This is a genomic window from Prosthecobacter sp., from assembly GCF_044227185.1.
Lineage (GTDB): Bacteria > Verrucomicrobiota > Verrucomicrobiia > Verrucomicrobiales > Verrucomicrobiaceae > Prosthecobacter.
The window spans coordinates 449,953-462,817 of record NZ_JBGAFO010000003.1 but is presented as its reverse complement, the minus strand read 5'-3'; the positions used below and the strand labels follow the sequence as shown (position 1 = coordinate 462,817).

Below are 12,865 nucleotides of genomic sequence, written 5' to 3'. Positions count from 1 at the left end.
GGGTCAAACGGAGCCGCGGGGCGGCAGGGGGCGGGATTCCTAGCACAGAGCGTGCTCGTTGCGCATGGATTTTTTTCAGTGTGCAGCGCAGGCTGTCGCACCAGTAGGACGAATGCCTAGCGCTCATTCAGATCGAGGCGATGGATTTCGAGAGGGAGCTCCTGCTCCAGGTACTCAATGAGGCTTTTCACCCGCTGGGGCAGGTGCTCGTGTGCAGCGTGGGCGATCTGAAGATCAATCGGGGCGAGGTGCCAGTCTGGCAGGAGCTGGACAAGACGCCCGGCGGTGATGTCCCGCCCGGCCATCCACTCTGGAAGAATGGTGAAGCCAGCGCCCTCAATGGCGGCCTCACGCAGCGCGGTGACGGTGTCCAGCAGCATGACCGGGGAGAGCTTGAGCTTTTTCACCTGCCGGGAGCGCTCCAGCTCCACGCGGTCGCGTGAATAGAAATGAGGCTGAAGAATTCCCAGCCAGGGCATGCGGTACAAGTCATCCGGACGGGTGGGGAGGCTGTGGTATTTCAGCAGCGAGGGGGCGGCAACGAGGCGCCGGTGAATCTGGGCGATCTTGCGAAGGGTGACGCGGCGGTCCGTGGGCGCGCCGACCATGATGCCGCAGTCGAAACCCTCTTTGATAAACTTGGTGGGCCGGTTGATGAGGTGAAGCTCCGTGCTCACGCCCAGATGAAGCTTCTGGAACCGTGACAGCACGCGCGAGACGATCCACTGGCCCACATCCACCACGGACACCATGCGGAGGTGCCCGCGCAGGGCGCGGCGCTCCGACCGGAGACGGCTGCCCATGCGGTCCGCGAGAGTGAGGAGCTCACGGGCATCCGAAAGGACAATCATGCCGGCGTCAGTCAGGCTCATGGAATGCGTGTCCCGGCGCACGAGAGGAGCGCCGATCTGGGCCTCCAGCGAGGCGAGATGGCGGCTGAGCGTGGGCTGCGCCATGCCCAGAACTTTGGCGGCGCCGGAGATGCTTCCGGAGTCGGCGATCTGGACGAATTCGCGGATGTAATGGAGGTCGGAGAGGCTGGTCATGCGGAAACTGTATAACCGATATGTCCATTATGCACTGTTTAAGAGACCGCGGTGTACGTAACTCTGACCATGCAACGCGAACCGCTTTTCCCTATTTTCTGCATCCCTATGCGGAGGCATGCCATGGCGGGAGTCCTTATGCTCGGCGCTCTCACCGGCTGCAAACGGGATGCCGCGGGGCCTGGTGGCGCCCCGCCGGCGGTCGTCCCGCAGGTCACGGTGGCAAAGCCCATCGCGCAGCGGCTGAAGGACTGGGACGAGTTCACGGGACGGCTGACAGCGCGTGAGCGCGTGGACATTCACTCCCGGGTGTCCGGCTACATCACCCAGGTGAGTTTCAAAGAAGGCACGGAGGTCAAGGCGGGAGACCTGCTCTTCACCATCGATCCGCGCCCCTATGAGGCCATTGTGGAGCGTGCCGAAGCCATGCTGGCCCAGGCAAAAACAGCCGCCGAGCTGGCCGGGGTGGAGGCGAAAAACGCCACGGCTCTGCGGCAGGGGCAGGCGATTTCCGTGGAGGAGGCGGAGCGCCGCCTGAAAAGCGCCACCGGAGAGCAGGCCGGCGTGCGCGGTGCGGAAGCCGCGCTGCGTGCCGCGAAGCTCGATTTGGAGTTTACCCAGATCCGCGCCCCCATCAGCGGGCGCATCAGCGATGCGCGTGTGACGGAGGGCAATCTGGTGACCGGAGGCACGCAGGGGGCCACCCTGCTGACCACGATCGTGGAGCTGGACCCGATTTACTGCGAGATCGAGGCCGATGAACGGTCCGTGCTGAAGTACCGCGAGATGCACAAGAACGGCGAGCGCACGAGCGCGATGTTTGAACGCATTCCCGCGGAGATGGCGCTCATCAACCAGGAGGGCTGGCCGCACCATGGCGAAGTGGATTTCGTGGACAACCAGATCAATCCGGCCACGGGCACCATCCGTGCGCGCGCCGTGTTTCCGAACGCCGACCGGCTGATGGCGCCCGGCTTCTTTGCCAAGGTGCGCATTCCGGGAAGCGGCGAATACGACGGCCTGCTGATCCGCGATTCTGCCGTGGGTGACGATCAGGGCAGCAGCTTCGTGTGGATCCTGGATGCCGAGGACAAGGCGGTCTATCGCCCCATCACCCTTGGCCCGCTCCTCAATGGCATGCGCGTGGTGCGCAGCGGCCTGAAGGCGGAGGACAGGGTGATCGTGCTGGGGCTGATGAGCGTGCGCAACGGCGCCAAAGTGAAACCCACCCCCACGGACATGCAGCCGGCGGCGGCGGCCACCAAGTAACACAATCATGAATTTCGCCCGCTTTTTTGTGGACCGGCCCATCTTTGCGGCCGTGCTGAGCATTGTCATCACGATGCTGGGCGCGCTGGCCTACGTGGCGCTGCCCATCGCGCAATACCCGGAGGTGATTCCGCCCACGGTGGTGGTCTCCGCGACGTATCCCGGCGCGGATGCCCGCACGCTGGCGGAGACGGTCTCCACCCCGCTGGAGCAGGAGATCAACGGTGTGGAGAACATGCTGTACCTCTCCTCCTCATCCACGAGCGACGGCAAGGTGCAGATCACCGTGACCTTCCGCCTCAACACGGATCTCAACGAGGCCCAGGTGCTGGTGCAAAACCGCGTGAACGCCGCTGTGTCCCGCCTGCCGGAGGAGGTGCGTCGTCTCGGCGTCAATGTGAACAAACGCTCGCCTGACCTCACGCTGTCGGCCCAGTTTTACAGTCCCGACGGATCGCGTGATGTCTCCTATCTGAGCAACTACTGCACCCTGCAGATTCAAAACGAACTGGCCCGTATTCCCGGCGTTGCGGAGGCCTCCTCTCTCGGCGGTCTGGATTACTCCATGCGCATCTGGCTCGATCCGGAAAAAGTGGCCGGCCTGGGCCTCACGGCTGGTGATATCGTGCGCGCCATTCGTGAGCAAAACGTGCAGGTCGCCGCCGGCTCGCTCGGCCAGCCTCCCGCCGCAGAAGGCTCGGAGTTCCAGTACACCATCACCGCCCCCGGCCGTCTGAAAAAGGCGGAGGAGTTTGGCGACATCGTCCTCAAAACCGGCAGGCAGGGAGACGTGGTGCGCCTGGCCAATGTGGCCCGCATCGAGCTCGGCTCCCGCGACTACTCCAGCCGCACCTACATGGACGGTTACAATGCGGTCTCGCTCCGCATCTTCCAGCTCCCTGGCAGCAATGCCATCTCCACGGCCGATGCTGTTTACAAACGTCTCGGTCAGCTCAAGGAACGCTTCCCGCCGGGCATCGATTACAAGATCAACTACGACACCACCAAGTTCGTCCGCTCCTCCATCGAGTCCGTTCGCCACACGCTCATGGAGGCCATCCTCCTCGTCGTCTTCGTTGTCATCGTTTTCCTGCAGAGCTGGCGCGCCTCCATCATTCCGCTGCTGGCCGTGCCCGTGTCGCTCATCGGCACCCTGGCCGTCATGCAGGCGCTCGGTTTCTCGCTCAACAATCTCTCCCTCTTCGGCCTGGTGCTCGCCATCGGCATTGTCGTCGATGACGCCATCGTCGTGGTCGAGAATGTGGAGCGCAACATCGCCAAAGGACTTTCCCCGCATGATGCCTCCGTGCAGGCGATGAACGAGGTGAGCGGCGCCGTCGTCGCCGTGGCGCTGGTGCTATGCGCGGTGTTTGTGCCCACGGCCTTCATCAGCGGAATCACCGGCCAGTTCTACCGCCAGTTCGCGCTCACCATCGCGGTTTCCACCGTCATTTCCGCCTTCAATTCCCTCACGCTCAGCCCCGCGCTCTGCGCCATTCTCCTCCAGCCGCACGGGGCCAAGCAGGACTGGTTCAGCCGTCTGTTGAACCTGCTGTTTGGCTGGTTCTTCCGCGCCTTCAACCGCGTGTTCCAGTTTGGTTCTGATCTCTATGCCGGCATGGTCGGCAGGCTCATCCGTCTGGCCGTGCTCGTGCTGGTCGGATATGCGGCGCTGATCGGTCTGGCAGGCAAGTTGTTTCAAGATGTGCCCGCCGGGTTCATTCCCTCCCAGGACATGGGCTATGCCATTGTGCTCGTGCAGCTTCCGGATGCCGCCTCCTTCGAACGCACCGATGCCGTGGTGCGCAAGATGGACGCCATGGCGCGGGAGATTCCGGGCATCGCCCACACCTTCGCCATCTCCGGCTACTCCTCTGTGCTGCAGGCCAACCAGCCCAACGTCGGCGCCGCCTTCCTGGTTTTTGATGAGTTCGCCAAACGCCCGGCTCCCGAGCTCAAGGGCGATGGCCTGCTGGCCGTCATCCGCAAAAAATTCTCCACCATTCAGGAAGGTCGTGTGCTGGTGCTGCCCCCGCCGCCGCTGCGCGGCCTGGGAAATGCCGGAGGTTTCAAAATCCAAGTGCAGGACCTCAACAACGCCGGTCTGCCGGCGCTCGAAGCCGCCACGCAGAAACTGCTCGCTGCCGCCCAGCAGGAGCCGGGCCTCATCTCCCTCATCACCGGATTCCGCGCCAAGACACCGCAGTTCAAGCTGGAGATCAACCGCGCACAGGCGAAGACCATGGGCGTCTCCCTGGCGGACCTCAATGAAGCGCTGCAGATTTATCTCGGTTCCGTCTATGTGAACGACTTCAATCTCTATGGTCGCACCTATCAGGTCACCGCACAGGCGGATGCGACCTTCCGCAAAGACCCGGCGGACATCGCCCGCATCAAAATTCGCAATCACAATGGCGAAATGGTGCCGCTGGGCGCGCTGGTGAAAGTGGTCAAGACGGGCGGCGCGGACCGCGTGCAGCGCTACAATCTTTACTACTCCGCGGACATCAACGGCAACACCCTGCCGGGCGTCAGCTCCGGCCAGATGATCGAAAAGATCGAGCGGCTTGCCAAAGACAACCTGCCCGTGGGTTTTGCCATCGAGTGGACGGACCTCACCTACCAGCAGATCCTTGCTGGCGACACGCTGATCTACATCTTCCCTCTCTGCGTCATTTTTGTCTTCCTGGTGCTCGCCGCGCAGTATGAAAGCTGGAGCCTGCCCATGGCCATCATCCTCATCGTGCCCATGTGTCTGCTCTCCGCCATCGGCGGGGTGTGGCTGCGGGCGCAGGACAACAACATCTTCACCCAGATCGGCCTGGTCGTGCTGGTGGGGCTGGCGGCGAAAAACGCCATTCTCATCGTCGAGTTTGCCAAGCAGCTCCAGGACCAGGGCATGGACCGGGTGAAGGCCGCAGTCGAGGCCTGCCGCCTGCGTCTGCGCCCCATCCTGATGACCAGCTTCGCTTTCATCCTTGGCGTGCTGCCGCTGGTGCTCGCCAAAGGCGCGGGCGCTGAAATGCGCCAGGCGCTGGGCACGGCGGTTTTCTTTGGCATGATCGGTGTCACGCTCTTCGGCCTGCTTTTCACGCCCGTGTTTTATGTCATCCTGCGCGCCTTCGTCGAACGTCGTGAACGTCGTCGTCAGTCAGCCGCCCCTACTCCAGCGCTTCATGAAGCCCATTAAACCTGTTCTGTTTCTCATCTGCGTGGCCTCCGGCTGCAACGTGGGGCCGAAGTTCGTCAAACCGCAGCCGAAGATGCCCGGGGACTTCGCATCGCGGGCAAACGTGGCCAGGGCGAAGGAGGTGGATGCCGCGTGGTGGCGCAGGCTCAATGACAGCACGCTCAACGATCTGGTGGCCACCGCCGACGCGCAGAACAAAGACCTCGCCGCCGCCCGCGCGCGCCTGCTGGAGGCCCGCGCCCTGTGGCGTGAGTCCCGCTTCAATCTCGCCCCCACCGTCACCCTCGGCGCGGGCTATGACAGCGTCCGCAGTGGCGCCACTTCCTTCTCAGGCCTGCGCACCCGGGACTATGAACTGTACCGCGTCGGCTTCGATGCGGACTGGGAGCTGGATTTCTTCGGCCGCATCCGCAATTCCATCAAAGCCGCCAGGGCCACTTCCAGCGCCGTGGATGCCAATTTGAATGACCTGCTGATTTCGCTGCAGTCAGAGATCGCCATCAACTACCTCGAACTGCGCGGCTCCCAGGCACAGCTCACGGTGGCCAATGAAAACGCGCACAATCAGCTCGATGCTCTGCACATCGCCGAGGCCTCGCTCAAAGGCGGGCGCGGCACCCAGCTCGACGTGGCCCGCGCCAATGCGCTCTGGAACGCCACGCAGGCGCAGATCCCCACCTACCAGGAAAACATCGCCAGGTCCATCCACCGCATCGCGGTTCTGTGCGGGCAGAATCCCTCGGACCTCCGTCCGCGGCTGCAGCCCAGCAAAAAGCAGCCCGCCGTGCCTTCCCAGATCAGCATCGTCAAGCCGGAGGAGCTGCTGCGCCGGCGTCCAGATATTCGAGTGGCCGAAGACACCCTGGCGGCCGAGACGGCACGCATCGGCGTGGCGGTCGCGGACTTGTTTCCCCGCATCACCTTCAGCGGCCGCGTCAATCTCGAAGCATCCACGCTGGCCTACTTCACGGACCGTTCAGGCGCGGACGCCTACACGCTGGGCCCGCGCATCAGTTGGGCGGCCTTCAATCTCGGCCGCGTGCGCCAGCAGATCGCCGCCGCCGGAAAGCGCGCCGACACCGCGCTGGCCCGCTACGAGCAGACCGTCCTCCTGGCTCTGGAGGAAATGGAGAACTCGCTGACCTCCTACGACCGCGAGCGCGTGCGCCTGCACCATCTGGAGGCTTCCGCGGGTTCCGCGCGTGAGGCGGCGACGCTGGCGCGCAAACGCTACCAGGACGGCATCGCGGATTTCCTCACCGTGCTCGATGCCGAACGCGTGGCCCTCAATGCGCAGAACGACATCGTGCTGAGCCGCACCCGCGTGGCGACCGCCTGGGTGCGCATTTACAAGGCGATGGGCGGCGGCTGGAACGGCTGAGTTCCCGCCGCGGAAGTCTGGAGGATCAAGGTCCTACCATGATGACCGGGCCTTCAGCCTTGGGCACACCGCCTTTTTTCTCAACGCTGATGGCGAACTTCGCCTCCCCGGTCACGGGCTCAACGGGTTTAAAAGTGGTCTTCGAGGCGCCTTTGGAGTCCACGGCCACCACGCCGGCGCTGATCGGATTCGGCTTGGCGGGATCGACGACCCAGAGCTGGTAGTCTTTGTCAGACTCCACCTTGGGCATTTTGTCGAGCACGACGACTCCCTGGCTGCGCTTCTCGTCCCAGACCACGAGCATCTCGCTGCGGCGGTATTCCCAGACTTTGCTCTGCAGAGTGGCGATCTGCAGTTTTGACTCCTGCTCCTGCTGTTTGAGGGCGGCCAGCTCGGCGGTGACCTTCGCGGTTTCCGCCTTGGCGTCGGATTCGCCTTTGCGCAGGACGTCGATCTCAGCCTGAAGCGCCTTCTTCTGCGCCTCAAATTCATCCCGCCGCCTTTTGAGCTCCTCTTCCAGCGTGCGTGCCTTGCCGTCATCCACCACCGGCGTGGCCGGGCTGTTCACAGGGGCGATGGCGCGCGAGGCGGCCTCAAGCTGCTGCGTCATCCCGGCACGTTCCCGCCACAGCCAGACTGAAGCCACGGCAAAGGACGCGGCGAGCGCCCAGCCGATGCCGCCGATGACAAAGCCGCGTGAGACCCCGGCCCCTTTGACGCCAGTGGCGCGCATCTTGGCACGGATGCGCTTTTTCATGTTTGCCGGCGGTTCCACCGGTTTGACGAGAAGGCCCAGCTCCGCGGTCGCCTGGTCCAGCTCCATGCTGAGCGCGCGCAGCTCCTTGTCGCGCGCGATGGCGCCGTCCAGGGAACGCTTCTCGTCATTCTCCAGCATGCCGAGCGCATTCATGGCGGCCAGTTCTTCAAATCGTTCCTGTTCCATCACGCGCCCCCTTTCAAAAGATCGCGCAGGCGCATCAGCCCGCGGCGGATGTTTGTCTTTACCGTGCCGAGCGGAATGCTCAGCGATTCAGAAATCACATGGTGGGTCAGCCCTTTCAAAAAGGCGAATTCAATCATCTGGCGCTGCTCCTTGGGCAGCTCGTTCAAGGCTTCGCGCACCACCATGCCGCGTTCGGCCGCCTGCACTTCGTCAACCGTGCTGGCATGAACGGAGGCGGCCAGCGTGGTCTGCTCCACCACCGCGCCGTCCACCAGGCGGTTGCGCCGGCCCAGCATGCGCATGCGGTCGATCGCCTTGTGGCGGAACAGCATGACGGCCCAGGTGAACGCCTTGCTGCGGTCAGGATCAAAGGTGGAGGCGCGCTCCCACAGCAGCACAAAGCCGTCCTGCAAAATGTCTTCGGCTTCACGCTCATCATACAGCATCTGGCGCAGAAGCCCGAAGAGCCGCGGGGCGAAACGGTCATAGAGCTGGTCGAACGCGCGCGTGTCCCCGCGTCCGGCACGCTGGAGCAGGTCTTCGTCGCTGAGTTCTGGCTGGCTCATTAAAGGAGGGGGCACGAATCGCGCCTGAAAGGCTGCGAAGCGCGGATTCCATGCCAGAGCTAATGCGGTCACACAAGTTTTTGCGTCACCAAACGGCGCCTGGATTCAAAAAAAAGTCACTTTACGTCCACCAAACGGCAGCTTCTGGTGAAGAGCAGGGACGAATGAATCCGCTCCATCTTCAGGCCCGTCAGCCGCGCCAGCGCCTGCCGGTAGAGCACGATCTGCGGGCGGTATCCCGCCACTTTTTCAGCCAGGGCCGCCTCGTCCGCCGCTTCATCTGTCTTAAAATCAATCAGTCGCACCGAGTCGTGCTGGATGATGACCCGGTCAAACACACCGCTGATCCAGCTCCCTTCGTGGATCAAATCAAACGGCCGCTCCCTCCAGGCCTGGGCCTCGGGTGAAGGCCTGCCAAAAACATAAGCTGCCGCGGCTGACCGCAGCACGGCACGCACCATCTCCACGGCAGTCCCTTCCACCGCCTCCCCGCGCAGCAGTCCGGCCTCCCGCCAGCGTGATTCCAAAGCAGTCATGCTGCCCCCCCCATCCCACCATTCCACCTGGGCGAGCAGTTCGTGGACGAGATTCCCCAGCCTGCGGCCCGGCTCCCTCCCTGCGCCAAAGAGCATGCTGCCTTTGATCTCAAAGGCCTCCTCTCCCGAGGGAGTCACACGTCTGGCCAGCGGCTGAAACTCCCGCAGCAGATCCCCCAGAGGATGCACCGCCGGCGGCGTCGGCGGCGGCTGGGGCGCTGTGCCCGCACACGCGGCAAACCACTGCGCCTCGCCTGTCTCCCACTCTGCATGGTAGGCAGCGCCGGGCTCAGCCTCTCCGCCCTCGGGCACGTCGAGCATCCGGCGCAAAAACTGCGCCTCTTTCATGGCGGGCTCTTTGGCCTTGGGCGGCGGCTCGGCGATCAGGTACAGCCCGCGCTTGGCCCGTGTCATGGCCACATACAGACGGCAGAGCGACTCAAAACCCGACTGCCGTTCCGCGGCCTCCCTTTCCTCATGCAAAGCCTCATGCAGGGGCACAAAAAGACGCGGCGGCTCCTGCAGCACCCAGGAGATGCCCCGCGCATCCCGGTTCACGATCAAGGAGCGCCGCCGCACAGCGTCCATCGCCTCGCCATCCAGATCGGGCAGGATGACCACGTCGAACTCCAGGCCCTTGGCCTTGTGCACGGTCATCACCTGCACCGCGTTTGCCGCGCCGCGCACCTGCACCGGCATCTCGTGGGCATGCTGCAAAAAGGCGTCCACATCCCGCGAGCCGCCGGCATCGAACTCGGCGGCCATTTCGCCAAACTGACGCAGCCGCAGCTCGTGAAAAGCGTCCATCTCCGGCAGCAGCGTGCGCAGGTGCCGCGTCCACACTTCCGTGAAGCCGACGAAGCCGCGCTCAAACACCTCCTCACGCACCTGATGGCAGGTCTGCAGCCAGCTCTGCCGTGGAAACTCGATGAGCTGCCACAGCGGCGTCATCTTGAGATGCTCCAGCGCCAGCGTGTCCCCCGGATGCGCCGCAAGCTGCAGCAGGGACAGCAGCGCCAGCGTCACGGCATTGTCCGTGGCGGGATAGATCTGGGATTCGCACACGATCTCCATCCCCGTCGTCGCACGAAGCTCTTCGGCGATGGCGTTGGCCGTCTTGTTGCCGCGCACCAGCACCGCGCAGGTGAGTCCGCGCTCCAGCGGCCGGATCTCATTCAGCAAAGCCGTCACCGCCGTCGTGGTGGAGGCGCTGCGCTGGCCTTCTTCATTCACCACGCTGAGCAGCGCGGCATAACCGCGCAGCTTCCGGTTCCGTTCCGCCGCCTCATGGGCTTTGAAGGCAAAGCCAGCGGTGCAGCCGGGAAGCAGCGCCTCGATGCGCGCCGGATCCGCAAAGACCGCGTTCACGGCATCCAGCACGGCCGGAGCGCTGCGGAAGGACTGGCTGAGCGTCTGCGGTTCCAGCCCGTCCTCCCCCTGGTGCGGCCATTCGCCCAGCACATCGTCAAACAGCCCCGGCTCCGCCTGCCGCCAGAGGTAGATGGACTGCTTCGGGTCACCCACCGCGTAAAAGCTGCGCCTGCCGGAGTCATCCTGCATCACCTCATCCACCAGGCCGCGCACCACATTCCACTGCACGCGGCTGGTGTCCTGAAATTCGTCAAACAGCCAGTGATCATAGCGCCCGTCGAGCCGGAACCACAGATCCCCGCTTTCGCCGTCCGCCCATCCCGCGCCATCCGTGGTCGCCGCCGCCAGCAGCCTCTGCACATCGGCAAAGGACAGGCGCCCGCGTGAGCGCACGCGGCGCGCATACTCGGCCTCGTACAGTTTCATCAGCGCGGCCATGCCCTGGGTGCGCTGCGCGCGGCAGACGAGCTCCAGGTTGAGGATTTCCACCGCCACACGCATCCAGGCGCGCGCTGTTTCTCCGGTGAGCTCGGTTTTTTTTCCGCGCCCCCAGGCGATTTCCGCCCTGCCCGATTTCAGCTCCTGCCAGACGGCGGCTGTCTTTTCCAGAAAGTACTTCACCCGGCGCGGCACGCTGGTCCCAGGCTTCAGGGTGGAGGCTTCGGAGATCAGTTCCTGGATGTAGCCCGCCCCTTCATCCGTGCGCGGCACAAAACGATTCCGCAGATCATCGAGCGCCGCCGCAAGGCCGGTGCTGCTCTCCAGCACCAGACCTGGCAGCGTGCCCCAGGAGGAACCATCCCCGCTGTCCATCCAGGTCGCGTGATGATTGTCGATCCAGGTTTCCAAGCTGCCCGCCGCACTGCGCTCCTCAATGCCGAAGGTGGCCTGCTTGAATCCTTCCAGCAGCGCGCGGCCTGCATGCTCATCCTGCGAGGAATGGATGCGCTCCAGCAGGGCGTCCAGCGCCTCCCTCCGCGCCTGCGCCGCTTCATTTTCAGCCATCACACTGGCGCCCAGCGGCAGGCCCAGCTCCAGCGGAAAGCAGGCGGTGATGCTGGAGAAAAAGCTGTCCATCGTCCCGAGGCGGAGGCGGTGAAGGCGCTGCGTGACCCTGCGCAGCAGCACGACGAACTCCGGCCACTGCGCCGGCAGCGGCGCCATGCCCGCGAAATACTGCTCCGGCCTTTCATCATGCTGCGCCAGCACGGACAGCCGCTGCAGAATGCGCTGAAAAAACTCCCCCGCCGCCTTGCGTGTGAAAGTCATGGCGGCAATCCCCTCCGGCGCCTGCCCGAGCGCGAGCAGGTGCAGATGCCGCCGGACGAGCTGGTAGGTTTTGCCCGAACCTGCGGAGGCGGAGACGAGGATGTGGCGGAGGCGGTTCACAGGCACCTGCGATGCAAGCCCACGTGGCGCGCCATGTCCAGCACTCTCACCGCTCCACCCAGCGCCTGATCCATGGCAGAGCGAGCACGACGGCGATGATGACCGCCGCGCCCAGGTAGAAGCCCGCGCTCATGAACTCAGCCCTGCCAAACACCAGTGCCGCGAGCACGATGCCGTACACCGGCTCCATGTTGTAAACCACGTTCACCGTGAAGACACTGACGCGGCGCAGCACGTCCATGAAGCCCGCATACGCGGCCACGGTGCAGACCAGCGCCAGCACCGCGAGCGAGAGCGCGGAGGCGGCATCTGGAAAAGCGGGGAGGCCCCCCTTCTCCAGCAGGGGCCGTGCAAGCAAAGCGGCCAGGCAGGCCCCGCTCATCTGGTAGCAGCCCATCACGCTCCAGTGCGTGCAGCGGGCGACCTGCTGTTTGCTCAAGGTGGCAAAGAACGCGGCCAGCACCGCAGCGGCGATGCCTGCGGAAAAGCCGGCCCAGTAACGGAACTCCACCTGATAGATGAGCCACACAGCGCCCACCATGACCGCACCCACGAGCAATTCAGAGAGGCGCCAGCGCCGCGAGCCATCGATGAGGGGTTCCACCAGCGACGCCCACAGCATGGAGGTGGGCATGGCCGCCAGACACACGGACGCAGTGGCCAGCCGCGCGGACCAAAAGAACAAAACCCAGTGCAGTCCCAGAACCGCCCCCACGGCGAGCATCGCCAGAACATGCGTGCGGGGCGCCCGCAGCGAATGCCCCAAAGCCGCGGCCACCCCCGCAAAGCAGAATGCGGCCAGGGCCGTGCGCCACACCACCACATCCACGGGCGGAAGCAGGATGAGCTTGCCCAGGATCGCCGTGAAGCCCCAGGCCAGCACCACCAGATGCAGTTGGACATAATCGCGTGCGTGGGAGCGGCTCATGGTTTGTGACGAAACTGTTTCTTCAACCACCCGGGTCCTGAAAGCATCCTCTTTGCGGGCGGAAGCAGGATAGAAATGGTCCAGAGACACCTTTTTTCACCTTCTGGCTTGGAAAAAGCTGAGTGGATGCCCTTAGAACTTACGCCTTGACGTGGGGCGGCGCGGAAGCAGTAATGCAGGCTTGTCGTGCCCCGGTCTGGGCGTGCCTTGCCGCCCAGTCTTTTTTCCCGTCCGCCCACTCTGCCA

Annotated in this window: 8 protein-coding genes; 3 read left to right on the top strand and 5 right to left on the bottom strand. The window is 64.2% G+C overall.

Annotated features, from left to right (window positions below; translation table 11 throughout):
* Positions 1-116: 116 nt before the first annotated feature.
* Entirely contained in the window at positions 117-1,046 is a 930-nt protein-coding gene (locus tag ACILSQ_RS09710; RefSeq protein ID WP_395743408.1) for a LysR family transcriptional regulator, read from the bottom strand.
* A gap of 123 nt (positions 1,047-1,169) precedes the next feature.
* On the opposite strand from ACILSQ_RS09710, the gene ACILSQ_RS09705 reads away from it, so the two are divergent.
* The 3 genes from ACILSQ_RS09705 to ACILSQ_RS09695 are packed head-to-tail and all read left to right on the top strand — an operon-like array spanning position 1,170 to position 6,886.
* Positions 1,170-2,315, top strand: a complete 1,146-nt coding sequence (locus ACILSQ_RS09705) for an efflux RND transporter periplasmic adaptor subunit (protein WP_395743407.1) — start codon at positions 1,170-1,172, stop codon at positions 2,313-2,315.
* A 7-nt stretch (positions 2,316-2,322) separates the two neighbouring features.
* Complete coding sequence (locus ACILSQ_RS09700; RefSeq protein ID WP_395743406.1) at positions 2,323-5,505, top strand: efflux RND transporter permease subunit; 3,183 nt, start codon at positions 2,323-2,325, stop codon at positions 5,503-5,505.
* On the top strand, positions 5,492-6,886 hold the full coding sequence (locus tag ACILSQ_RS09695) for an efflux transporter outer membrane subunit (RefSeq protein WP_395743405.1): 1,395 nt from the start codon (positions 5,492-5,494) through the stop codon (positions 6,884-6,886). Before ACILSQ_RS09700 ends, ACILSQ_RS09695 begins: the two co-directional genes overlap by 14 nt.
* A gap of 25 nt (positions 6,887-6,911) precedes the next feature.
* On the opposite strand, the gene ACILSQ_RS09690 is transcribed toward ACILSQ_RS09695, so the two are convergent.
* The 4 genes from ACILSQ_RS09690 to ACILSQ_RS09675 form a co-directional block, all read right to left on the bottom strand.
* On the bottom strand, positions 6,912-7,829 hold the full coding sequence (locus ACILSQ_RS09690) for an anti-sigma factor domain-containing protein (protein ID WP_395743404.1): 918 nt from the start codon (positions 7,827-7,829) through the stop codon (positions 6,912-6,914).
* A complete protein-coding gene (locus tag ACILSQ_RS09685) occupies positions 7,829-8,395 on the bottom strand; it encodes a sigma-70 family RNA polymerase sigma factor (protein ID WP_395743403.1) in 567 nt (188 codons plus the stop codon). The genes ACILSQ_RS09690 and ACILSQ_RS09685 overlap by 1 nt, the downstream gene beginning before the upstream one ends.
* 116 nt (positions 8,396-8,511) lie before the next feature.
* Complete coding sequence (locus ACILSQ_RS09680; protein ID WP_395743402.1) at positions 8,512-11,691, bottom strand: UvrD-helicase domain-containing protein; 3,180 nt, start codon at positions 11,689-11,691, stop codon at positions 8,512-8,514.
* A gap of 46 nt (positions 11,692-11,737) precedes the next feature.
* On the bottom strand, positions 11,738-12,619 hold the full coding sequence (locus ACILSQ_RS09675) for a DMT family transporter (RefSeq protein ID WP_395743401.1): 882 nt from the start codon (positions 12,617-12,619) through the stop codon (positions 11,738-11,740).
* Between the last annotated feature and the right edge of the window lie 246 nt (positions 12,620-12,865).